The 23212-nt window shown below is 53.2% G+C and carries 19 protein-coding genes; 10 read left to right on the forward strand and 9 right to left on the reverse strand.

Going from position 1 to position 23212, the window contains the following annotated elements; genetic code table 11:
- Positions 1 to 19: 19 nt before the first annotated feature.
- Positions 20 to 1462, reverse strand: a complete 1443-nt coding sequence (locus CPA45_RS09610; RefSeq protein ID WP_096651331.1) for an aminotransferase-like domain-containing protein — start codon at positions 1460 to 1462, stop codon at positions 20 to 22.
- 164 nt (positions 1463 to 1626) lie between these two features.
- Here CPA45_RS09610 and CPA45_RS09615 point away from each other — a divergent pair, with 164 nt between their 5' ends.
- Positions 1627 to 1824: a DUF1127 domain-containing protein gene (locus tag CPA45_RS09615; RefSeq protein WP_096651332.1), complete on the forward strand. Its 198-nt coding sequence runs from the start codon at positions 1627 to 1629 to the stop codon at positions 1822 to 1824.
- 1 nt (position 1825) lies between these two features.
- Entirely contained in the window at positions 1826 to 2698 is an 873-nt protein-coding gene (locus CPA45_RS09620) for a PhzF family phenazine biosynthesis protein (RefSeq protein WP_096651333.1), read from the forward strand.
- A 71-nt stretch (positions 2699 to 2769) separates the two neighbouring features.
- Here the strand turns inward: CPA45_RS09620 and CPA45_RS09625 are convergent, their stop codons facing one another.
- On the reverse strand, positions 2770 to 3036 hold the full coding sequence (locus CPA45_RS09625; RefSeq protein WP_244287566.1) for an Hsp20/alpha crystallin family protein: 267 nt from the start codon (positions 3034 to 3036) through the stop codon (positions 2770 to 2772).
- A 6-nt stretch (positions 3037 to 3042) separates the two neighbouring features.
- Between CPA45_RS09625 and CPA45_RS23085 the strand changes: the two genes are divergently transcribed.
- Both CPA45_RS23085 and CPA45_RS09630 read left to right on the forward strand, forming a co-directional pair.
- On the forward strand, positions 3043 to 3306 hold the full coding sequence (locus CPA45_RS23085; protein WP_244287567.1) for a hypothetical protein: 264 nt from the start codon (positions 3043 to 3045) through the stop codon (positions 3304 to 3306).
- A gap of 22 nt (positions 3307 to 3328) precedes the next feature.
- Entirely contained in the window at positions 3329 to 4165 is an 837-nt protein-coding gene (locus CPA45_RS09630) for a TonB-dependent siderophore receptor (protein ID WP_244287568.1), read from the forward strand.
- A gap of 98 nt (positions 4166 to 4263) precedes the next feature.
- On the opposite strand, the gene CPA45_RS09635 is transcribed toward CPA45_RS09630, so the two are convergent.
- From CPA45_RS09635 to CPA45_RS09650, 4 genes are all read right to left on the reverse strand, one after another.
- Positions 4264 to 9192, reverse strand: a complete 4929-nt coding sequence (locus CPA45_RS09635) for a DNA repair ATPase (protein ID WP_244287569.1) — start codon at positions 9190 to 9192, stop codon at positions 4264 to 4266.
- A 167-nt stretch (positions 9193 to 9359) separates the two neighbouring features.
- Positions 9360 to 11291, reverse strand: coding sequence for a hypothetical protein (locus tag CPA45_RS09640; RefSeq protein WP_096651335.1), 1932 nt, complete (start codon positions 11289 to 11291; stop codon positions 9360 to 9362).
- 23 nt (positions 11292 to 11314) lie between these two features.
- Entirely contained in the window at positions 11315 to 11947 is a 633-nt protein-coding gene (locus CPA45_RS09645; RefSeq protein ID WP_096651336.1) for a hypothetical protein, read from the reverse strand.
- A gap of 380 nt (positions 11948 to 12327) precedes the next feature.
- Positions 12328 to 13290 carry a nucleoside recognition domain-containing protein gene (locus CPA45_RS09650; protein ID WP_422822025.1) on the reverse strand — a complete coding sequence of 321 codons (963 nt, stop codon included), beginning with the start codon at positions 13288 to 13290 and terminating at the stop codon, positions 12328 to 12330.
- Between the two features lie 126 nt (positions 13291 to 13416).
- On the opposite strand from CPA45_RS09650, the gene CPA45_RS09655 reads away from it, so the two are divergent.
- On the forward strand, positions 13417 to 13875 hold the full coding sequence (locus CPA45_RS09655) for an Lrp/AsnC family transcriptional regulator (protein WP_096651337.1): 459 nt from the start codon (positions 13417 to 13419) through the stop codon (positions 13873 to 13875).
- Positions 13876 to 13882: 7 nt separating this feature from the next.
- Here the strand turns inward: CPA45_RS09655 and CPA45_RS09660 are convergent, their stop codons facing one another.
- From CPA45_RS09660 to aptA, 3 genes are all read right to left on the reverse strand, one after another.
- Positions 13883 to 14503: a TetR/AcrR family transcriptional regulator gene (locus tag CPA45_RS09660; RefSeq protein ID WP_078088961.1), complete on the reverse strand. Its 621-nt coding sequence runs from the start codon at positions 14501 to 14503 to the stop codon at positions 13883 to 13885.
- Positions 14504 to 14596: 93 nt separating this feature from the next.
- Positions 14597 to 16093, reverse strand: a complete 1497-nt coding sequence (locus CPA45_RS09665; RefSeq protein ID WP_096651338.1) for a CoA-acylating methylmalonate-semialdehyde dehydrogenase — start codon at positions 16091 to 16093, stop codon at positions 14597 to 14599.
- A gap of 46 nt (positions 16094 to 16139) precedes the next feature.
- Positions 16140 to 17513 (reverse strand): omega-aminotransferase AptA, encoded by a 1374-nt coding sequence (gene aptA / locus CPA45_RS09670; protein WP_096651339.1) that lies wholly within the window; start codon positions 17511 to 17513, stop codon positions 16140 to 16142.
- 309 nt (positions 17514 to 17822) lie between these two features.
- Between aptA and CPA45_RS09675 the strand changes: the two genes are divergently transcribed.
- Genes CPA45_RS09675 through CPA45_RS09695 form a run of 5 tightly spaced genes read left to right on the forward strand, consistent with a single transcriptional unit; the run spans position 17823 to position 23211 of the window.
- Positions 17823 to 18065 carry a hypothetical protein gene (locus CPA45_RS09675; protein ID WP_096651340.1) on the forward strand — a complete coding sequence of 81 codons (243 nt, stop codon included), beginning with the start codon at positions 17823 to 17825 and terminating at the stop codon, positions 18063 to 18065.
- A 14-nt stretch (positions 18066 to 18079) separates the two neighbouring features.
- A complete protein-coding gene (locus tag CPA45_RS09680; RefSeq protein ID WP_096651341.1) occupies positions 18080 to 19609 on the forward strand; it encodes a sodium:solute symporter family protein in 1530 nt (509 codons plus the stop codon).
- 38 nt (positions 19610 to 19647) lie between these two features.
- Positions 19648 to 20466, forward strand: coding sequence for a FadR/GntR family transcriptional regulator (locus tag CPA45_RS09685; RefSeq protein ID WP_096651342.1), 819 nt, complete (start codon positions 19648 to 19650; stop codon positions 20464 to 20466).
- A gap of 49 nt (positions 20467 to 20515) precedes the next feature.
- Positions 20516 to 21790: a Zn-dependent hydrolase gene (locus CPA45_RS09690; protein WP_096651343.1), complete on the forward strand. Its 1275-nt coding sequence runs from the start codon at positions 20516 to 20518 to the stop codon at positions 21788 to 21790.
- A 2-nt stretch (positions 21791 to 21792) separates the two neighbouring features.
- A complete protein-coding gene (locus CPA45_RS09695; protein ID WP_096651344.1) occupies positions 21793 to 23211 on the forward strand; it encodes an amidase in 1419 nt (472 codons plus the stop codon).
- Position 23212 lies beyond the last annotated feature (1 nt).

Raw genomic sequence — 23212 nt, forward strand, 5'->3', positions numbered from 1 at the left:
AACACACAACCTATCGTTATTACTTCAGCACCACCTCATGCGCCTGTACCTCCTCCACCATTTCGGTGGCCAGCATCCCTATCGTTCTCACAGCATCTTCGATAGCAGGAGTAAGCGTAAACGCGTAGTTAAGACGCAGACATTGGCGGAACTTGCCCGAGGCTGAAAACAGCGAGCCCGGCGCCACGTGGATAGCATGCTGTGCCAAGCGTTCATTGAGGCGCACGCAGTCCACCGCCGCGGGTAACTCAACCCATAGCAAGAAACTGCCTTGGGGGAAGCTGATACCTGAACCCTTAGGAAAGTAGCGCTGAACCCAGCTGATCATGATATCGCGCTGGCGCTGATACTGGCGGGTGGCGTAGCGAAGGTGGCGCTCGTAGTGGCCTTTAGCGACGAACTCCGCCACTGCCAGCTGCGGCATTGTAGCCGAGGCACCGGTGGAGACGTACTTCATATGCAGGGCCTGATCGCGGTAGCGGCCCGGTGCCAGCCAGCCCACCCGCAGGCCTGGGCCCACCGTTTTGGAAAAGCCGCTACACAGCATCACACGCCCGTCATCGTCGAAGGATTTCACCGTGCGCGGCCTGGGCAAGGTAAATGATAAATCGCCGTAGATATCGTCTTCGATAATCGCCACATCAAAACGTTGGGCAAGTTGAAACAACGACCGCTTGCGTGCTTCAGGCATGGTGTAACCCAGCGGGTTGTTGTATGTGGGCGTGACCTGTATCGCGCGGATTGGCCACTGCTCCAACGCTAGCTCCAGAGCTTCCAGGCTAATGCCAGTTTGCGGGTCGGTGGGAATTTCCAGCGCTTTCAAGCCGTTGGCTTTGAGAATCTGCATGGTGCCGTAGAAGCTGGGCGAATCAACGGCCACGACGTCGCCAGGCTGGGTTAGCGTGCGCAGTGAAATGGCCAACGCCTCCTGGCAGCCGGTGGTGACCATAATGTCATCCGGATGCAGCAAGCAGCCAGAGGCGATCGCCAGCCGTGCCACCTGTTGGCGCAGTTCGGGGCTACCGTTCAATTTATCGTAATTGAAACCGTTTAAGTCATTGCCGCGATGCAAACCAGAGAGGATTTTCGACAATGGCTTAAGCGTTTCATAAGCCAGATTCGGCACGCCACGACCTAGTAGCAGGCGACTATCATCACGCTGAGTAGCGACTAGCTCTAATACTTGATCCCACTGAGAAATATCCAATGGCCGTTGGGCAGGACGAGAGACCGATGGCAGCACCGATGGCACCCGGCTAGGCAGTACAAAGTAGCCAGACTTAGGCCGCGACTCAATCAATGCCACATCCATTAGTTGGCGGTAGGCCTCCTGGGCTGTAGAAATGCTGACATCCAGCTCCTGGCACACCGCACGAATAGAGGGCAAGCGATCACCTACACGGTAAATACCGTGCTCGATGCGCTCGCGCAAAATGCTGGCGACTTCTTCATAGCGTGTCATGACACTCACCCTAATGCAGCCTGATAACGATACAGATGACCTCTACATCGGCCATACAGAGGCATAACACGCCCTTCTGTATCCTAAAAACATTAAACTCTATATCTGTATTCAAATGATAGCACTGAGTAATCTGGTTGGGCATATAACACGGAGGATTAGCCATGCCACGCTTCAGCCTCACTCAGCTTCGTTATCAGCTAAGATCTCAACTGCGCCAGTACCGCCACTACCGCCGTAGCCGCCGTCAGCTATTGGCTCTGGATGACCGACTACTTGAAGATATTGGCATCAACCGTGCAGAGGCGCTAAAAGAGGGTCATAAAGTGTTTTGGCAGCACGCACCACTTAACAAGGACTGATATGAAAACCGCTGAGTATTACTTGCTGGACGTCTTTACCGCCCAGCCGTTTACCGGCAACCCTTTGGCCATCTTTCTTGAGGCCGATGAGTTGACAACCAGTACCATGCAGGCGATGGCCAATGAGCTTAACCTTGCTGAAACGGTGTTTTTGAGTGCTGCTACTGGGCCAAATCACTACCCCATGCGCATATTTACCCCTACTGAGGAGCTACCTTTTGCTGGCCACCCCACAGTGGGCACTGCGCAGTTGCTAGCACAGCTGAAGCTAGTGAGTCCTACGCAAACGTTAGTACTGCAGCCCCCCATCGGTGAGTTAGCGGTAAATTATGAACAAGGTAGAGCAACCTTTACCACTGCCCAGCCCACCATAGTTTCAGACAGCACTTTTGATCGTATCACTGCCGTTGAGCTGCTGGGACTGGACATTCACCAGGTTATTGGTGACCCCGTGCTGTCCTCCTGCGGGCTACCTTTTCACTTGATTGAACTCACCGACGTAGCTGCATTAGAGAGCGTTCATATCTCGACGACCACCTGGGCAAGTGCTGTCGCATCCAGCAGCGCCGAACAGGTATATCTATATGTGATAGAGCAGACCAATGGAGCAGAAACAGTGGTTAAAAGCCGCATGTTCTGTATGCACACCAGTATCTGCGAAGACCCCGCCACCGGCAGCGCCGCAGCAGCATTAACCGGCTACTTGGCAACACTTCAGCCGAACACCTTGCAATGCACAATTCATCAGGGTGTTGAGATGGGCCGCCCCAGTGTTATCTACACAGCAGCAAATGGCGGTATCAAACCCGGCTTTGTGCAGGTTGGCGGTAACGCAGTGGTAGTGGGTAAGGGAGAGTTTTACCTAGAACAGTAACCAAAAGCTGAAACAAAAAAGAGTGCCCACGATATCGCGGACACTCAGCATCTGTTCTCAGTTGGCTAACGTTATGCTGCCTGTACCTCAATACGGCGGGTACGGTGGCTATCTTTCTTGGGCAGCGTTAGCGTCAGTACGCCGTTGACGAGAGTGGCGCTAATGGCATCACTGTCCACTTCGTGACTGAGGTTAAAACGCCGCGCAAAACGCTGGCCGCGAACCTCGGCGTGCAGCGCGCTCAGCCCTTCAGGCATATTCAGCGCTATCTCACCCTCCAGGCTTAACACGTTGTTGTCGAGTTCTACTTTAAGCGTCTCGTTGGTGACGCCGGGCATAGAGTGATGCGGGTCAATGAATCTACCGGAGCACTAACTCGCCGTGCTGATGCCAACTACGGCTTTGACCGGCGCGTACAGTACACCGCCTGGGATACCACAGGTAGCGCCACTCTGGCAGGTATGCGCCACGACTTCACCATCGGTGTAGATCATGAGCGCCAGCAGGATTATCTGGCCGAGGTGTATCGCGGCACAGCGGTGAGCGATCAGAATATATACGACATCAGTTACGGCGGCCTTAACCTGGATAGCAATAGCCTCAGATGAAGTGAGCACTACCGGGGTGTATGTGAGTGACCGCTGGCACCTTAACGAGCGCTGGATACTGGGGCTAGGTGGGCGTTATACCCACTATGAACAACTCGGCGGCCGCGGACAGAACTTCATCACTGAGACCGATATTAGCGACAATATCTTCCTACCGTCGGTCAGCTTGCTGCATCGTCTAACCCCAGAGACCTCCGTTTACGCTAGCTACAGTGAGGCCTTTGTGCCCAATGGCGCCGACAGCGATACAGGGCAAACGCTAGACCCGGAGCATAGCAAGGGCAGTGAAATTGGGGTGAAGCATCTATGGAACGACCAACTATCGCTAGCCGTTGCACTATTTGATATCCGCAAAGAGAATATTGCAGTCTCTGACAACGGTGTCACCCGCACAATAGGCGAAGCAGGCTCCCAGGGTGTGGAGCTAACGATCTCCGGTCAGTTAACCGATCAGTTATCGCTATTGGGGTCTTATGCTTATACCGACACTGAAGTGCTAAAAGACACCGCTGGCACTCAGGGCAACCGGCTCAGCAACTCCGCACGCCATACCGCCAACCTTTACTTAGCTCACGACCTAACCACTGCACCAGAACTGGGTAACTGGCGTGTGGGCGGCGGTGTACGCTACGTGGGTAAACGCGAAGGCGATGCTAACAACAGCTTTCAGCTAGACGCTTATACCGTCGCCGATGCGTTTATCGGCTGGGATACCCCCTGGCTGGGCGACAACCTGCACCTGCAGCTCAATGCCAAGAACCTATTTGATACTACTTACTACCCTTCAAGCGGCGGCAACACGCGGGTAGTAGTCGGCAATCCACTGGAAGTTAGTCTTCAGGCGTCGGTGAGGTTTTAGTACTCCTCCATTGGCTAACGGCTTAGTCAGCCGCTGTTTACCAGCGGCTGATGTTCTATCCATCGCGGATCATTAGTCAATCACGCATGATTAGCATCTCAGTCAGTATTAACTCCCCCCGGTTTTACCTTCCCCCACTGGCCAACCCCTTCCGCAATTAAGCTTAACTGGCGAACCACCAAGGCACCGGTCTCTTCATTGCCACCGGTTAGTTGCCGACGTTGGAACTCACGTTTGATATCTGCCCAGCGCTGTTTTTCCTCTTCGCTTAAGGTGCCTCTCAGCTCTTTCAGCTTGAGCAGATTCTCTTCGGCCCCTTGGGTTAACAGCTGCGCTTCACCGACGTAATGATCATCAATGATCGCTTCAAGCTCGTCGTCGCTGAGTATCGGCGACATCTTTTCCGCCAAGCGATTCATATTGCGGTAGCTGCCCTGTAGGCGGAATGACGGCTCCGTCCGGTACTCGTCAGCCTGGGCGCTGGAGGCGATATACTGCTGATTCACGCGCAGCACCACTTCACGTGCTTTAAACATACTCTTCAGCACCGCCACGATCTCTTCTCGCTCTGCGGCGCTATAGTCGTGTTCAAAGTCGGTGCTCGGCACCTCGCGGCCCATGGCGATATCAACAAAGCGGTAGAAATCGTCCATGCCCCGCGTGGCCAAAGAGGCGAGCACCGTATTGGCACTCATGGCGTTCTCAATGTAAGAGAGCGCAAACACCTCTTCCATGCCGCTTAATACATCACCCAGGTTATAAACGTCGGCGCGGTTAGCCAGCATGTCGGGCACTTTGAACACGTCGCCGCTTTCGGTGTAAGGGTTACCCGCCATGGCGATACAGAAGCGCTTACCGCGCATATCGTAGGTTTTAGTACGCCCGTTCCAGATACCGTCTACCCGCCGACTGCCATCGCATAACGAGATAAATTTCTGCAAAAACTCAGGATGGGTATGCTGAATATCATCCAGATAGAGCATAACGTTGTTGCCCATCTCAAAGGCGAGGTTGAGCTTGATCAGCTCGGCCCGGGCGGTGGAATGAGTAGCAGCATCAGGATCCAGCGAGGTCACATCATGACCAAGGCTGGGGCAGTTAATCTTCATAAAGATCAGCCCCAAGCGGTTCGCCACATACTCCATTAGCGTGGTTTTACCGTAGCCAGGTGGCGAAATCATCATCAGCAAACCGCTGTTATCCGTTCGCCTTGTATCGCCCACCGTGCCCATCTGCTTAGCCAGGTTATCGCCAATAATGGGTAGGTAGCTTTCGGTAATCAGCTTGTTGCGCACAAAGGAGTTGAGCGGTTTAGGTAGGTACTCTTCTAGCCGCAACCGCTCCCGCTGCTCGCGTAAAATCAGCTGACGACGCTCTTGCAGTGCCGTCCAGTCGCGTATAACGACCTGCTCATGGTGGCGCAGTCGCTCCTGAAAGTCATCGAGTTGAAACGTTAGCTCCTGCTGCTCAAGGCGCCCATGCTGCCCCAGCAAGCCAGTAACGGTGAAAGCTAGCTCGACATTATGGGGAGCGGTGCTTAACCGGTCAGCCGTGTTAAGCATGGCAATCGCTTCAGGCAGGTAGTGCAGCAACGCCTCTTGCTTGGCTTGCCCCGCGTGGGCCTGTAGCCAGTGGGAAGTGATCACCCAGCGGGCGCCGGGATTACCCGCAACCACCGCCAAGGCTTCTTGAAAATGCGCGTAGTGGCCCTGCTGCTGCATGGAGGTGGTAAAGCTCTCTACCAGGCTGGCGGCGTACTGGGTGACCGGAAAACGCTCGCCCTCTTCAGCCAACTGGCGCACCAGAAAATCAGTGGCACTGCTTATCTCACTCACCGAGCAGTTGATCTGCTGGGCCGATACAAAGGCACCAAGCTGCGGCTGCACTTCCTGGATCAAGGCGTTTAACAGATCCTCGTTATTCATAATGCGGCACAGGATACCCGCCGATAGACAGCGGGTGCGCAGGTTGCGGGTCGCCTCTTCATCATGGATGCGGTCGGCCCAGAACAGCATCGCCAGCGCCCGGGACAGTGGCCCAAATCCTAGCAAACCAGCACTTTGGCGTGCTGGCCATAGAGTGCGTACGATGTGCGCAGCATCGTGATCGTGGATACCTTTTTCGTAGCTTTCGCGATAGCGCGGCGAGGCAAAATTGGCAATCTGCCGCTGAAGCTCGCTGAAATCTTCGACATTAACTGGCTTGGCACCGGGCTTCGCCAACTCGTCCATAAAACGATAGGCAAGGTACTCAGCGCGATAAACAGTGGGGCTTTCGGAAGGCAGCAGCATTCCCCAGTAATCTTGCAGTTCGGTCAGCCGCTCATCTTCCAACGGCTCGTAATACTGGGTGCCCGTCAGGTGCAGCATGATGCGCTCTTGGCGCGGCACCAGGGTTAAATCGAGATGCTGCTGGTTGACGCTGAAGCGGTGGCGCGGCCCTAAGCGAATAACATCGCCACCGGACTCATAGATATCGGAGCGGTCGCGCACGCTACGCATGGCAGCATCTTGGGAGGAGCGTAGACGCCCGGCGATATCATCCGCCTCAAGGTTACCGCCCATTTCGCGTAGCTCATCGATCATGCTACGCACTTTACCTACCATGGCATCCGCCGCGAAGAAGCTATGTAGCTCTTCCAGCGTTTCAAAGCGTTCCGTGCGCCGCTCCACATTGGCCAGGATTCTCTGACTGGCGTCGGTTAGAGTGGAGACCCGGCGTTGACGTTCATCCTGCAACTGCTGGCGACGTGCTTCGATGCTTTCATGGGCACTTTCACGCTGCTCAAGGATAGTGGTCAAAAATTCATCAAATTCGCCGAACTGACTCTCCAACTCCTGGAGTTGGTCGAGTATGCGGGTCATTAACTGATCGCAGTCGTCGGGTTCCCGCAGCGCACCCACGCCGTTAGCCAAGCTCTGCTCAAACAGCCGAATCTGGGCCGCAAACTGCGCCTGGGCTTCTGCGCTCCCCTGCTCTCTTAAACGGATCTCAGCCTCGGAGCGCTGCTGGTTGATCGAGGCATAGATACTGGAGATATTCTCGGTAATCCGCGTCTGTTCGATGGCATCGCCGCCGGACATTGACGATAGCAGCCCTTGGATCATATCCAGGCCCGCAGTCAATTCGCGATAGCGCCCTACGCACTCTGCCAACTGCTGGCGATTTTCCGCCTCACCTACCTGCTCTTTTAGTGCTGCCAGGGTTTCCCGGTAGCCGTCCAAGGCTTCAGGTTGAGCAAGAAAGCTGAAGGTCTGCTGGGTAAGCGACTGCTCCGCTTTATCCAGCGCTTGTTCCAACGCCTGCAAGCGCTCTTCATCCAGGTAGCGGCGCTCGCGTAGCGCCATTAGCCGCCCACGATGGTCGCGTAGGTGTTTCAGGTAGGTGACGAATAGGTCGGGGGTTTTCCAACTGCTCGGCTTTAGCTCCCTCAGCAGCGCCGTCTGCTGTTGCTCAACCTCGTCTAGCGCTTGGGCAGTCTGGGCACGAATCGCCTGAACTTTCTCATACTCATCGAGCATCAGCTCAGCGGTGTGCTTTAGCTGTTCAAGCGCGGCATGAATGGTTTGAAAGTCAGCTTCACCAATCCAGTGGAACTGGTTCAGCGTGCGGTCGACCCGACGAATAATAGCGTTAAAGTGCCGCTCAGATGCCTGCTGCTCGTTAGCGAGCTGCACAATGCTATTGAGCTCGGCAATGCCACGCACCAGATCAGGGTTGCCGATTCGGCCTAGTGGCGTGTCGTTACGCACCGCATCCTGGGCATGAAAACGCTCCGACATAAAGGGCGTTGCCCATACCTGGATGGGGTGAACCAGCGTTGGCTCGTCTTCGGCATAAAAAATCGCCAGGTGGCCGCTTTCAAGTATCGCCGCACCATGCCCCACCATAGGGGTATCGACCTGCTTGCGGATCAAATTATAACGGTAAAGCACCACCTGCCCAGTTTGCGGCGCGTAGAAGATATACAGAACATCTTCTCCGTTTGGCGAGCGCACCATGCGCTTGAAACGCAGGTCTTCCTCGGGTACTTCGTAGGTGGTCAACTCACCGGTATTTAAATAGTATCCTGAAGGGAAAATCAGGCCGTGGTTTTCCGGCAGCTCAACCACCGAGCCCGCCATGGCATCAACACGTTTAACGTGCTGCTCGGCACGATTAAAAACATAGTAGCGCCACTGTTTCTCGTTGAAGGGCAAAATGCGGATCAGCACCACCGCGCCAAGATCAGCATATTCAAAGGTGGCATCATCCAGCGACTGAGAGTCAGACTCTACAGGGTCGGTAAAGATACCCTCGCCGCTGCTGGTGTTGTTCTCAATCTTGAAGGTAATGTTGCCGCGCAGGTTATCAACGAAGACGGTATCAAGGATATTCAAATGGGGGGCGCGGCCCTGCTCTTGCATATCCCGGCCTGCTGTCTGCCAGGGGAAAGCGAAGCGGTCAGGAAAGGTCAGGTCGCGCTCACCGCGGTTATCGATATAGCGGCTCACCTCGCCGCTGGCGGCTAATTCCCAACGGAAAACGCGCAGGTCGCTTAGCTTTTCACCTATTTGAAAAGCAATCAGCAGTTTGTTGTTAAGGGTGACCAGTTGAACCAGCGTGGCATGACTGTAGTATTTCTGGAGTTCTTTGAAATCTTGAACAAAGCGGCTCTCGGTGAGAAAGCTATCCGCCATTGGCGCTTCGCTTAACTCAAGCCCCTCTTCATCATCTTTAAGGTAGTAGAGCGCAAAGATATCGGTCGCTTCTAATGCTTTACGCAGCCCCAACTGCACATTGAAGCCAAACAGAATTTGCTCGCCAATGCGTACCATATCGCGAGCAATGGCGTTATTTTCGGTGCGTACCCGGGCCCTGCCCAGCAACGACATGCTACTGCTACCGAAAACCTCAGCTCGGGCTTCGTTCAGTTTACCGATCGACGCGCCCAGTTCACCGCCTTGGGTTCTCAGCCGCCGCTGAATCGTCTCGAATGCGGTGCTTTCTCTGACAATGTTTTCAACCGAAGAGTGCTCCTTCGACATAGTGTTCATCCTGAAAAAGTGCTCACTTGAAATAGCAAAGACCGCAATTGGGTGACAGTTGCGGTCTTAGGCTTTTACGAAAACTGCCTGGGTAGGTCATCGGCCGCTTGGCGCGATACTACCGGCAAGGCTGGGGCAGTTCCCACGGTAGAGAGCCGCCCTATCCTTTAGGCAGATTCGGAGGATTTGCCAGAACTCATAGCACGATTCGCCAAGCCCGCCAGGGTAGCTTGCAGTGCTGGTGACTTATCGAGCACCCCTTGAACCGCTTTACCGTAGCCTAGGCCCGCGGTGAGTTTTTCAAACACATCACTATCGCCACCTATCAGCTCAAACTTGGCATTGTGCATTGCGGCAGCCATTACCTTGCCATTTTCGAGCATACCGATGCGCTGGGCTTCGATTTGCGCCATGACTTCTTTTTCGTGAACTTCCAGGTTCATACGGAACTCTTCGAAGTGGCGAGCTTCTTCAGACATATTGTCGTAAGCGCGCAGTTTCTCGACCAAGCCATTGGCTTCGGCTTTGGCCATTGCTTCCCGGGCCTGTGCTTTAGCAGTGCCCAGTTTCTCCTCGCCCATCGCTTCTGCTTCAAGGCGTTGTTCAAGAATACGTACTTCCGCCAAGCCAGCATCTTCGTCAGCTTTCGCGTTAGCTGTTTTAACCTCGGCCTGGGCAAAGCCTTCACTACGCTGGGCATGAGCACGCGCTTCCAGCACTTGTGCTTCGGCAAGCCCGTCTGCAGCAGCAAGGGCTTGATGGCCGCGTGCCTGCTTCTCTTCTGCCGTCGCACGCTTCTCTGCTGCATCCAGCTCGGCTTGTGCCCGAATAACAGTCTCTTCCGCTTCCAGCTTGGAGCGCTCGAACACTGCTTCTGCTGCACGTACTTCTTTCAGTTTGCGCTCTTCTGCTTCGGCTTGAGCTGCGGTCAGGCGAGTTACCTTCTGACGTTCAGCTTCAGCGCGGTTGCGTACATCGTTAATGTTCTCTTCTTCTTCAGCCACGTTGCGCTCAACCGCAATACGCTGGCTGGTAATGTCGGCAATCTCTTTGCGCTCTTCTTCCAGCGCTTTTTCCATGCCGATTCGTTCAATTTCTACCGCACGTTCACGGGTAACATCCTCAAGCTCTTTGGCCTGACGAATCCGTACCTCTTCGATCTGTACCGCACGCTCGCGAGCCTTAGTAGCCATTTCAATCTGGCGCAGCTTGTTCTCTTCAGCAATCGCCAACTCTTCATCGGTTTTAATCCGCGCGGCTTCGCTTTTCGAACGCTCTTGCTGGAGCACCTGCTCGGCTTCAGACTGTTCACGAGACTGCAGACTTTCAATTTCACGACGCTGACGCGCTTCGGCGTCTGCCTGAGTGCGCTCCAGCTCTAACGCTGCTTCACGAGCCGAGACATTCTTGCGCTGAATCTCCAGCTCTTGGTCGCGTTCCAGACGGTTGGTTTCAACATTGTGCCGAGCAGTAATCTCGGTGATGCATTTAATACCTTCCGAATCCAGAATATTGTTCGGATCCAGCGAGCTTTTCGGCGTTTGTTCTAAGTAGTCAATCGCAACGTCTTCAAGAATATAGCCATTAAGATCCTGACCAATGGTATGAACAATGGCGTCGCGGAACTGCTGGCGCTCTTCGAAGAGTTGCATGAAGTCCATCTTTTTACCGACAGTCTTCAATGCTTCGCTGAACTTGGCGTTAAACAGCTCATTAACAGCATCACGATCTGACGCACGACCAACACCCACGGACTTAGCAACACGTAAGACATCGTCCGCCGTAGCATTAACCCGCAAATAAAATGCCACGCTGATATCAGCACGTAGGTTGTCCCGGCAAATCAGTCCCTCTTTACCCGTACGGTTAAGCTCAAGGGTGATCACCGAGATCTTCATGATCTCTGCACGATGCACAACAGGCAGCACCATGGCGCCGGTAAAATAGACCTTCGGTATCGTGGAAAGGTCATTAACGATTAAAGCCTGGCCTTGATCTATTTTCCGATAAAAGGCTTTAAACAGTGACAATATGGCAAGCAGTGCAATCACTATTACACTGATGCTTACCAATAGCGGCATGACCCACGACAAATTCATCTTTATCTCCTGCAGCAAGGCAATTAATCGGCTAAGCCGGCTTCGAAAGCTATTTCAGAAATGACCCAGTACGCATCTTCGTTTTCAAGGTACTGAATCATGATGGCACGTTCACCACGCGCTAATGGCGGGTCGCTACGCACTTGCAAAATAAGATGGTCACCATCGATATGTGCATCGGCTCGGCCATGCTCTTTGGTTGCAGTTGCTGAGCGAATTGTGCACAGCCTACCTATTAGGCGCTGCTCGGTGGGCTTAGTCTGAGCCGGGCGAAACAGCGGCCGCAAAGGGCGAATTAGAAAGGAGGTCACTACAGTGGCAATAGCAAGACCCAGAATTAGCACGACGCCATTAAACAGCCACAGCAATAAGCCTGGAGTAAGCTGTATACCCAAGAGCAGCGTTGCAAAGTAGCTAAATAGCCAGCCGGTCAATGCCAGCAGAGTGACTACCAGGGGCAGAGGGACTCCATGCAACCCCAACGTTGCCAGTAAGCCTCCAAAATCTAGCGAGCCACCATCACCCAAATCACCCTCTACAGTATCGCTATCGACTAACCCTGATAGCGAAATTAGCCAGTAAATAACCGCAACACTTAGCAATATCGTAAAAATGACAGTAGGAAAGGTGGTGATAATAGAAATAAATAGAGGCATACGCCTGAGACCCAGTTAGGCTAAACATAAGCGCCATCACTACTGGATGTCGCCATGAATGAATGCCCTTTTTCATTTCTGCTGAGAAAGGGCACTGTTATGAAAGTAGTATTCAGCCGCCATCACCTACGGCTATGCTTTGGGCACTTGTTTATGGCTTGAACACGGTTTGGGCTAAGCATTCAATTCCCGCAGTTTCACAACCTAAGCGCAGAGAAAAGCTACAGCATCTCTTCGCAAAATCAATTCAGTCATCAACTTTTAAGAGATCTCTTACAAAATCTATAGCGAATGTCTTACAAAATCTGCCATTTTGGACGGCTAGGCCTGATCACCAACGACGAAGCGGTGTTCAAACAAAGAAAGCTTTGTGAAGGGGTTTACTGTCGCTTTCGCTCACCTAATCGAGCTATTGGCCTAGGCCAACGGGCAATAACCGCAGTAACGATAACGGCAAACAGCAACCTTGCCCACAATATGCCTGATATATCAGCCCCCAGCATTAGGATCAGCAGTGTATCTTCTATAACACTATGGCAGAGGCCAAGAAAGCACAGCGCTAACGTGCTATCCCGCTTGCTAAGCACACCGTTTTGCACGTCACGAATCAGCAGCCCTGCGCCGTAGCTTAAACCCAACGTGAACCCAATCACGGTAACGTTAGCCGCCGAACGACCAATGCCTAATAGCTTAAGTAATGGTAGCAAGCCAAGGTGAATCCAGCGTTCAAGACCAAGCTTTTGTAAAACCTTCAGGAGTACAATTAGCGCTAAAATAATTACAAAAATAAGTACTAACGTTTCAAGCTGAGTAACTACCCACCCACTCAGCGTTGGCGCCGATGAAAAACTTGGCTGCCATACCAATGCAATGGGCTCTTGTAACAAGCCAAAATACGAATAGAAGCAGTGTAAAAGCCAAGCCAGCAGTAAAGCACCTCCCACTCGTAGTAATAGTGTGGCCCACCAGGGTACACCGGCGCGCTTGGCAACGGCCCCTTCAACAGGAATCGAGTGCCCTACCAGCATCAACGCCCCCAGCACTGTTACTTGCTCAACACTCAAGGACATATCACCAGCAACTTGAAAAAATACCGCAATGGCGGTGTACAAGTTGGTAAAGAGCGCCGCCGCCCACACAACGCCTAACTGCTCGGGCAAGCCAAGTATGTTCATTAAGGGGGCCAGTACCGCCCCTAACCAGTCGACAACACCCAACAACTCTAACCCTTTGACGATGAGTAGCGCCGGAATCAGGATTTTTAGTAGCGTCACATATACGCGCAGTGCATCTTTTAGAACGCCACTGAAGCCGCCCAATAGGTGATAAATACTCATATGCATTTAGCTCTCCCTTGCCATCGTCTGAATAACCGTTATGGTAATGGAGGCAATGCAGAATCTTCTTTCGAATACTTCAAAAACAATCAATATTCGTTCTTTTCAACTTACTAATAAGCATTTTATTTCATGGACAGCATTGATCGGCGCATTCTTGACCAGCTTCAACGTGATTCCAGCCTGACCAATCAAGCGCTGGCGGATGAAGTAGGACTCTCTCCCTCAGCTTGTTTAAAACGAGTTAAGCGCTTACGCGAAGAAGGAATCATTGAAAGAGAGGTAGCACTACTCAACCCTAATGCGCTAGGGCAGTGTCTTCACATGGTGGTAGAAGTCACCATGGAGCGGGATAACAAATCACTCTACCAGCGGTTCTTAACGTCAGCGGTAAACGCCCCTGAAGTGAAGCAGTGCTATCAAGTAACTGGCGAATGTGACTTTGTATTGATCGTGACAGTCGCTGATTTAGATGAGTATGACCGCTTCTGCGATCGCGTGCTCTATAGCGATGACAATATGCGTAAGTTCCGCACTCTGTTATCCCGTAAACGACATAAGTTTGATACATCTGTACAGCTCAATCGTTGAGTGCTGTTCACGCTGTCAACCCAATGCCTCGCAAGATCACCGAGGTAACCGACTGTACGGCTTTTTCAAACTGTAGGTCGTCTAGTGGCTTATCGTCATTGAGCAGGTAGATTTGATAGTCGAAGTCGGCGTAGTGCTGGGTCGATGCCCAAATCATATAGAGCAGGTAGGAAGGCTCAACGGGGTTGATTTGACCTGACTCGACCCACTCGCGAATTTTCGACTCTTTAAGCTTGGCCCATTCGTAAAGGTTATCCCGCAATCGTTCTTTCAGGATCGGCGCGCCTTGCATCACTTCTGCTGCCCATATTTTAGAGCCATGAGCACGATAGCGTGAATGATTCATTTTGGCGCGAATGTAGGTAGAGAGCACTACACGGGGATCATCGTAAAGCTCGAAGCAGAGCGCGTCTTGCTTCCAGATTTCCAGCAGCGCTAGTAACACTTCCTGGTAAAGCGTCTTTTTAGTGGAAAAATAGTAGTGCACGTTGGACTTAGGAATATCCGCCAACTGAGCGATTTCGCCCATGGAGGCACCGGCATAGCCTTTTTCGGCAAATAGCTGTTCTGCCGCCAAGAGAATCTTCTTAACATTGGTCTGGCGAATTTCATCCTGAGTTCTTGCCACGCTGCACTCGTCCTTTACGTCGAAGATAGGCACCAAAAAAAACACCGTCGCAGAACGACGGTGCTGAGAAGATCTCCTATTTACTCTAGGACGTCAACTTTGGTTGACAGGAAACGAGAACTCCGCCCGTGTCGCCTCGCTAACCGATGGCCAGCGCTGGGAAACCGCTTTGCGGCGGGTATAGAAGCGTACGGAGTCGGGGCCATAGGCGTGGAGATCACCGAACAGCGAGCGCTTCCAGCCGCCAAAGCTGTGATAAGCCACTGGTACGGGCAGCGGAACATTCACGCCGACCATGCCCACTTCAATACCATCAGTGAAGCGCCGAGCGGCTTCACCATCGCGGGTAAACAGGCAAGTGCCATTACCGTACTCGTGGTCGTTAATCAGTTGCATGGCGTCGTCCAGACTGCCGACCCGCACTATGCACAGTACTGGCCCGAAGATCTCTTCCTGATAGATACGCATTTCAGCGGTCACATTATCAAACAGACAGCCGCCAACGAAATAGCCTTCTTCATGGCCAGCTACTTTCAGGCTGCGACCATCGGCCACCAGCCTCGCGCCAGCACTAATACCATCTTCGATATAGCCGAGCACTTTATCGCGGTGCTCTGCTGTCACCAGTGGGCCCATATCCAGGCCTTTATCGGTACCTGGACCAACCTTAAGCTCGGCGATTTTCGGTAGCAGTGTGGCTACCAAGCGATCCGCTGTTTCATCACCGACGCATACTGCCACCGAAATCGCCATGCAGCGTTCGCCACAGCTACCGTATGCCGCGCCCATTAGCGTATTGGCAGCGTTCTCCAAATCGGCATCTGGTAGCACCACGGCATGATTCTTCGCCCCGCCAAGTGCCTGGACGCGTTTGCCAGCAGCAGAGCCGCGTGAGTAAATCGCTTCCGCCACTGGCGTTGAGCCAACAAATGAGATGGCTTTGACGGCCTTGGCATCCAGTAAGGTTTCTACTGCTTCGCGTCCACCGTGAACCACATTCATCACACCTTTGGGCAACCCTGCTTCTTGAAGCAGTTCGGCCACGGCCAGCGCTGCCGAAGGGTCTTTTTCTGAGGGTTTGAGGATAAAGGTATTACCGCAGGCAATTGCCATGGGGTACATCCACAGCGGCACCATAGCGGGGAAGTTAAACGGGGTAATACCTGCCACCACACCCAAGGGCTGGAAGTTAGACCAAGCATCAATGCCTGGCCCTACGTTGTGGGAGTATTCTCCTTTTAACAGCTCAGGTACGCCGCAAGCGTACTCGACGTTTTCAATGCCGCGCTTAAGCTCGCCCATGGCATCTTCTATTGTCTTGCCATGCTCTTCACTGACCAGGTGCACTAAACGGTCGGCGTGATCTTCCAGCAGTTGCTTAAAGCGGTACATCACCTGGACACGCTTGGCGGGCGGAGTATCGCGCCAGGCAGGAAATGCAGCCTGTGCAGCGGCAATGGCACGCTCAACATCAGCCGCACTCGCGTCTGCCACTTGGCGAATCACCTTGCCCGTGGAGGGGTTGGTCACCTCCAGCGTGCGCTGGCTCTCAACTAACTCACCGTTAATCAGATGGGAAACAACACTCATATTTAAACTCTCTGAAGTTTAGATCAGCAGGTTATGCCAACGACGCTTATGCTAATGAATCCAGGGTGGTTGCCACAGCGTCGAACAGCCGCTCTAGTTCAGCCTCTGTGGTGCCAAAGGGAGGACCAAACTGCAGTGTGTCGCCGCCATAGCGAACATAGAAACCCGCTTCCCAAAGCGCCATATGCGCATCCCTTGGGCGAATCGTTGGGTCGCCCCCCCGGGGCGTTAGCTGAATAGCACCAGCTAGGCCGTAGTTGCGAATATCAACAATATGGTTACGGCCTTTCAGGGCATGAAGCTTTCGCTCAAAAGCAGGTGCAATGGCGCTAACCTGAGCAGGGAAGTTTTCACGCTCCATCATTTCCAGCGCAGCAAGTCCTGCCGCACAGGCCACCGGGTGGGCGCTGTAGGTGTATCCATGGGGGAACTCAACGGCGTGCTGGGGGCCACCAGCGTGCATAAAGGTGTCGAAAATCTCACTGGAGGCGATCACCGCCCCCATGGGGATGGCGCCGTTGGTGATCTGCTTTGCCACGTTCATGATATCCGGCGTTACGCCAAAGGCTTCCGCGCCGGTGGTCGCGCCGCTGCGGCCAAAGGCGGTAATAACTTCATCAAAAATCAGCAGAATATCGTGGGCAGTGCAGATCTCACGCAGCCGGTTCAGGTAGCCTTTAGGCGGTACGATCACCCCCGCCGAGCCGGACATCGGCTCAACAATCACCGCCGCAATGGTGGATGCATCATGTAAGGCTATTTGATCCAGCAGCGCATCGGCAAGCTCGGCACCAGTTTCCGCTTGGCCACGGGTGTAGGCCTGGCCCGCTTGAAGAGTGTGGGGGAGATGCGTCACATCCATCAGTTGGCCATAGTGTTTACGGTTACCACCAATCCCGCCAAGGCTAGTGCCGCCGATATTAACCCCGTGATAGCCCTTAGCACGGCCAATCATACGGGTCTTCTCCGGCTTACCTTTTAACCGCCAGTAGGCCTTGGCCATCTTGACCGAGGTATCAGCGGCTTCTGAACCTGAGTTGGTAAAGAACACGTGGTCCAACCCAGCAGGTGTAAGGCTGGCAACCTTCTCCGCCAACTTGAACGCCAACGGATGGCCAATTTGAAAACCAGGGGCAAAGTCGAGGCTGCCTAGCTGCGCCGCCACGGCTTTTTGGATCTCTTCACGATTATGGCCCGCGCCACAGGTCCATAGCCCTGAAAGCGAATCAAACAGCTTACGACCCTGGTCATCAATGTAGTAACGCCCTTCCGCCCCAGCGATAACCCGCGGATTGGCATGGAAGTCGCGATTGGCACTAAATGGCATCCAGTAGTGTTGATTTAGCTCGGTAGCGGATGCGCTTTCTCCAACAGCATGCTCAGATGCTTGTGGGGTTGTTTGGCTTTTTATTTCCAACATGGTGTCCAGCTCCATCGTATGAGGCATTGCCTCAGCATGCGCCACTGAACACGTTTATAAAATTACGCTTTTCTTTTGTTCACGTTAGATAATTTATACGTAAACGAGGACACCAGATATCAATTCTCTCTTGACGACATTTAGAAAAACACCTAGTTGTTATATTTATACGAATAAATACAACAAACCTGTGGTTCACGCCTCAAATTAGTGTTCGGCAGCCGCACTGCGCTTAAAAACGCCGTCGTTGGTAGCTTTACGCTGCAAACTAAGCTCACAGACTAACCATAAACATAGGGCTAACTTGCCATGAAACATTTATCTCCACTTAAGCTGTCTATTTATGGCGGCATGATACTTGGCTTCTTAATGTTGGAAAGCCCAGCCATTATGCTGGCTAACCGAATAGAGCCCATGCTGATGGGTCTCCCCTTTTTATTGGTCTGGAATCTCTTTTGGTGGTTTGTATTAACAGCACTTTTTTTGGTGGCCTATTTGACCAACTGGGGAAGCCCTACTCCGTCGAATAACCATGCTATTAAGCAACCATAAGAAGGGGATGACGCATGACCGGTAGCTTATTAATTATCGCAGCGTTTATGATTATCCCCTTAATGGTCGGGGTTTTATCAGCGCGCCAATCGCAAGAAACCAGCGAAGACTTTTTCGTTCAGGGCCGCGCCATGGGCAGTACTGCGGTGTTTTTCACCGTAGCGGCAACCTGGTGGAGTGCGTTTGCTTTCCTAGGTTCTAATGCCACTTTCTATACCAACGGCCCAGTCTTTCTTACCGCCCTAGCATGGAATCTGTTGTTTGGCTTTATGTATTACTGGATTGGCAAGCGGGTTTGGTTTTTAGGGAAGCGGTTCAATTACTTAACACCCTCAGATTTAATCGGTGACTTTTATAACAGTGAAGCGCTGCGCATTACCGTTGCTGCTATTACACTTATTTTCACTGTGCCTTATTTACAGATTCAGTTAACTGGTGGCGCCTACTTAATTGAAGTAGCCTCCGGTGGCTTGATCCCTTTCTGGCTAGCAGCGCTGCTATTCTACTTCATTATTATTATCTACGTATGGATTGGCGGTATTCGTGCCATCGCCTGGACAGACGTTATTTACGGCGCTCTGTTGTTTTTCGGCATGATGTACGCAGGCTACTACATTTCCACTCAAGTAGGAGGACCAACCGCCCTATTTAGCCAGCTTCAGCAAAGTTCTCCCGAGCACCTCACCATGCCAGGGCCCAACGGTAATATGGGCTATCCCATGTGGTTCTCACTGTTTGCTATTACCGCTATTGGCGCCTTTATGGGCCCACAAATCTGGCTACGCATGTACTCGGTCAAACACGGCAAACTGTTTAATCTAATGCCCTTTCTACTTGGCTTGGCAGCTTTTGCCTATGTGGGCTCAGTGCTGTCAGGTTACTCCGGTGTACTGCTTGAGCCCAATGTGGAAAATCCCGATCAAATCCTGCCCATCATGCTGATGGAGTATGCCCCTTACCTGCTTGCCTCATTGATTATGGCGGCAGGCGCATCTGCGGCCATGTCCACAGCTAACTCCCAGATTCACGCAGTCTCCACTGTGGTAACGATGGATATCTACAAGCGTTATGTGAACCGTGAAGCGAGCCAGGCTCGTATTGTTTATATCGGCCGTCTATCACTGGTCGGCTTCTCACTTGCGGCTTATATCATGGCACTTACCGTGCCTGGTGTACTGGTCACTATCGGTATTGCAGCTTTAGCGGGCACCGCACAGCTGATTATTCCTACCATCGGCGCCATCACCTGGAAAAAAGCTCACCCTACCGCCGCACTAGCGGGTTTATGGGGTGGTGTTGCCTGTGTATTGCTAATGACCTTTGGCCCTCTGAGCGCACCCTTTGGCTACCATGCTGGCATTTGGGGGCTGATGCTCAACACTGTGCTATTTGTTGGCCTAAGTCATGTGCTGCATCGTCGTGACACAGCGGTAGTAGAGCGTTTTACCCAAGCACGCTACGACTATGATGCTGAGTACCACCCCGAGCGTTTGCCTGCCTACGCACAAGAAACGCCACCGACTGATAGCTACAACTATCGCTAACGACAGCTATCGCTTATGAAAAATCAAGGAGCGTGTTGATGGCCCAAGCCCCGATTTCAACCACTAGTCCAGCTGCTAAGCGTCGCCCCAAACTCGCCGAGCTGATCAGTGATGATATCAAGCGCTGGATTGCAGCAGAGGGGTTAGGTGAAGGAGCTCGCCTACCAAACGAAAGAGCTCTTATGGAGCTTTACGGCAGCGCCAAAGCCACTGTACGCGAAGCGCTCAAGATTCTTGAGGTTGAGGGGCTAATCACTTTAAAAACCGGCCCTCAAGGTGGCGCGGTTATTAACCAGCCGGGCATGGAACCCGCCAGCCGCATGCTGCGCAACTTTCTGCATTTCCAACAGCTGGATGGCAAGCAGGTGTATCAGTTGCGCAAGTTGTTGGAAGTCGAGCTGGCGGCATCCGTGGTCGGCAGGCTTACGGAAGACGATTTCCAGCAGCTTGAAGCCAATATGGCGGCCTGTGCCTGCTGTGGCGGTGAGGAAGACCATAGGCACCAGCGCTTCTTAGAACTGGAGTTTCACCAATTGTTGGCCCGTGCCTGCCCGAATCCTCTGCTGGCGTTTATGTGTCAGTTTTTAAACGACATGCTGCGGGATTTAGTAGTGATCAAAAAAGCTTACGTCCCCGAACGCAAGCAGTTCGACCATGCCAATCAGGATTACCACCGCCAGTTGGTTGAGGCCTACCGCGCTGAAGATACCCAGCGTGTCCGCGCCATCATGGCCGAACACATGATGGATGCCGAACACCATATGAGCGCGCTGGAAGCTGAAATGGCCGAGCAGATGCTGGTCAGCAACGACTCACTAGGCACTCTTATCCAGCGCTCAAAACTACATAATTTATAAGTAAAAATGTTGTGTTTTACACTCTATTTCACCTTACGAGGATAGCAAAATGAACACCTACGTAACGCCAACAAATGAGATCACTGACCTGCGTACCGATAGCGATCGTCTTTGGGGTTCTCTGATGGAAATGGCCAAGCTGGGAGCCACACCCAAGGGCGGCGTCAATAGACAAGCGCTCACTGACCTGGACCGTCATGGGCGTGACCTGTTTATTCAGTGGTGCCGTGCCGAAGGTTGTACGATTCGCATTGACAATATTGGCAATATCTTTGCCCGACGGGAAGGTAGCGACCCCACAGCAAAAACAGTTATGGCGGGCAGCCACCTTGATAGTCAGCCCACCGGCGGCAAGTATGATGGCTGCTTTGGCGTGCTTTCTGGCCTGGAAGTGATCCGTACCCTTAACCAGCACAAAATCACTACCCAAGCCCCCATCGAAGTCGTCGCGTGGACCAACGAAGAGGGCTGCCGATTCCCTCCCTGCATGATGGGCTCTGGTGTGTTCAGTGGTGTGCTGGAGTTTGATGCCATGATGGCACGCAGCGACGCTGAAGGTGTGACGGTAAGCGATGCGCTAGATGCTATCCACTATCGCGGCAACGATGAGGTATCGCCCAGCGAAATAAAGACATACTTCGAGCCGCACATTGAGCAAGGCCCTATTCTTGAAGACACCGACACCACCATTGGCGTGGTTATCGGCGGGCTTGGCCAAAAGTGGTTCGATTTAACACTGACCGGGCTTGAAGCCCATGCAGGCCCCACACCAATGCACCTGCGCCGAGATGCCATGATGGGCGCAGCGGAGGTCACTCAAGCACTCAACCGTATCGCCAATGCACACCAGCCCCACGGCCGTGGCACGGTAGGCTGTATGACACTGCACCCAGGTTCGCGCAATGTGATTCCCGGCCAGGTCAAAATGACCCTGGATATGCGCCACTGGGAGCCAGAAGCTCTTATCGCAATGGGGCAATCCGTTGCCACTGCCGTTGAGGAAATTTGCCAACGTCACGGGCTGGAGTACGAGCTAACACCCACCGCGGATTTTGCACCGGAGCACTTCAATAAAATGTGTGTTGATACTGTGCGACAAGCAGCTGAACAGCTCCAGCTGTCGCATATGGATATCATCAGCGGCGCAGGACACGATGCGATGTTTATTGGCCGAGTCGCTCCCGCCGCAATGATCTTTATTCCCTGCAAGGATGGCATTAGCCACAACGAGATCGAGAGCGCCAAGCCAGAGCATGTTCACGCTGGTTGCAACGTTCTACTGCACGCGATGCTAGACGCAGCCGGTATTGAAAGCAGGGAGTAACCATGGCTGACACCTTTGAAACACTGACAGCAGTCGACGCATTGACACGCTTCGGCGAGGGTTCGCTCTCGCCGGAAATGCTGGTAGATGACTGCTTAGCACGTATTGAGCGGGATAACCCCAAGGTAAATGCCTTCACCTGTGTGAACGGCGAGGAGGCCCAGCGTTTAGCAGCAGCGTCTGCCAAACGCTGGCAAACAGGAGCACCATGCGGCCCGCTAGATGGCATTCCCGTGACCATTAAGGATTTAACCTTAACCAAAGGGCTGCCCACCCGCATGGGCTCTAAAACCACTACACAGGACGGCCCTTGGGAGGTGGATGCTCCTATTAGCCGTCATCTTCGTAATGCTGGGGCTATCGTGATTGGCAAGACCACCTCGCCGGAGTTTGGCTGGAAAGGCGTCACCGATAACCCGCTGCATGGCATTACCCGCAACCCCTGGAACACTGAACTAACACCTGGGGGATCATCGGGTGGCGCGGGGGCAGCTGCAGCGCTTAACCTTGGCTTGTTGCATCAGGGCAGCGACGCGGGAGGCTCTATTCGCATACCGTGCAGCTTTACCGGCACCTTTGGCCTTAAACCGACCTTTGGCTGGGTGCCCCAGTGGCCCGCTAGTGCCATGAGTACACTTTCTCACCTGGGCCCGATGACCCGCACCGCCGCCGACAGCGCGCTGATGCTTAGTGTAATGGTGCAGCCCGATGCGCGAGATGGCTACTCCGGCAATCCGCGTGGGCCAGACTGGCTAACACCTCCCCCTTTGGATCTACGTGGCTGGCGCATCGCTTTTAGCGCCAACCTTGGCTATATAGACGTAGCTCCAGATATTGCCCAGCGGGTCGAAGAGGCCGTTGCCTATCTCGAAGTGCTAGGCGCTAAGGTAGAACGAGTAGACCCAGGCTTTAGCGACCCACTTAAAACGTTTAATACACTGTGGTTTGCAGGCGCTACTCAAGCACTCGAAAAACTCGACAAACAGCAGCAGGCGGCTCTCGATCCAGGATTTCTGGATATCGCAAAACGTGGGCAGGATGTATCGCTTTCCGCCTATCTCGCCGCACGGCGCGAGCGTAGCGAGCTGACGGCACATATGGCGGCGTTTCATCAGCGATATGATTTGCTCGTCACACCCACCATGCCAATTGCCCCCTTTGCAGCGGGTCACAACGTGCCACCGGGTCGAACCTACCGCGACTGGATGGACTGGACACCGTTCAGCTACCCCTTCAACCTCACCCAGCAGCCCGCCGCTTCCATGTCTTGTGGGCTGGATAATCAAGGCCTGCCGGTAGGCTTGCACCTTATAGCAGGCAAATACCAAGATCTAAAAGTACTACATGCCGCTCAGCTGCTTGAGCGCTATTTGCCGCCACTGATCTTTCCCTCAAAACTAACACCGCCGGGAATAGCATAAC

This window comes from Vreelandella nigrificans, from assembly GCF_002374315.1.
GTDB classification, from domain to species: Bacteria; Pseudomonadota; Gammaproteobacteria; order Pseudomonadales; family Halomonadaceae; genus Vreelandella; species Vreelandella nigrificans.

Coding starts and splice junctions, on each gene's coding strand:
- CPA45_RS09610 (WP_096651331.1), bottom strand. CDS start 1,462: ATGACACGCTATGAAGAAGTCGCCAGCATTTTGCGCGAGCGCATCGAG.
- CPA45_RS09615 (WP_096651332.1), top strand. CDS start 1,627: ATGCCACGCTTCAGCCTCACTCAGCTTCGTTATCAGCTAAGATCTCAA.
- CPA45_RS09620 (WP_096651333.1), top strand. CDS start 1,826: ATGAAAACCGCTGAGTATTACTTGCTGGACGTCTTTACCGCCCAGCCG.
- CPA45_RS09625 (WP_244287566.1), bottom strand. CDS start 3,036: ATGCCCGGCGTCACCAACGAGACGCTTAAAGTAGAACTCGACAACAAC.
- CPA45_RS23085 (WP_244287567.1), top strand. CDS start 3,043: ATGCGGGTCAATGAATCTACCGGAGCACTAACTCGCCGTGCTGATGCC.
- CPA45_RS09635 (WP_244287569.1), bottom strand. CDS start 9,192: ATGTCGAAGGAGCACTCTTCGGTTGAAAACATTGTCAGAGAAAGCACC.
- CPA45_RS09640 (WP_096651335.1), bottom strand. CDS start 11,291: ATGAATTTGTCGTGGGTCATGCCGCTATTGGTAAGCATCAGTGTAATA.
- CPA45_RS09645 (WP_096651336.1), bottom strand. CDS start 11,947: ATGCCTCTATTTATTTCTATTATCACCACCTTTCCTACTGTCATTTTT.
- CPA45_RS09650 (WP_422822025.1), bottom strand. CDS start 13,290: ATGCATATGAGTATTTATCACCTATTGGGCGGCTTCAGTGGCGTTCTA.
- CPA45_RS09655 (WP_096651337.1), top strand. CDS start 13,417: ATGGACAGCATTGATCGGCGCATTCTTGACCAGCTTCAACGTGATTCC.
- CPA45_RS09665 (WP_096651338.1), bottom strand. CDS start 16,093: ATGAGTGTTGTTTCCCATCTGATTAACGGTGAGTTAGTTGAGAGCCAG.
- aptA (WP_096651339.1), bottom strand. CDS start 17,513: ATGTTGGAAATAAAAAGCCAAACAACCCCACAAGCATCTGAGCATGCT.
- CPA45_RS09675 (WP_096651340.1), top strand. CDS start 17,823: ATGAAACATTTATCTCCACTTAAGCTGTCTATTTATGGCGGCATGATA.
- CPA45_RS09680 (WP_096651341.1), top strand. CDS start 18,080: ATGACCGGTAGCTTATTAATTATCGCAGCGTTTATGATTATCCCCTTA.
- CPA45_RS09685 (WP_096651342.1), top strand. CDS start 19,648: ATGGCCCAAGCCCCGATTTCAACCACTAGTCCAGCTGCTAAGCGTCGC.
- CPA45_RS09690 (WP_096651343.1), top strand. CDS start 20,516: ATGAACACCTACGTAACGCCAACAAATGAGATCACTGACCTGCGTACC.
- CPA45_RS09695 (WP_096651344.1), top strand. CDS start 21,793: ATGGCTGACACCTTTGAAACACTGACAGCAGTCGACGCATTGACACGC.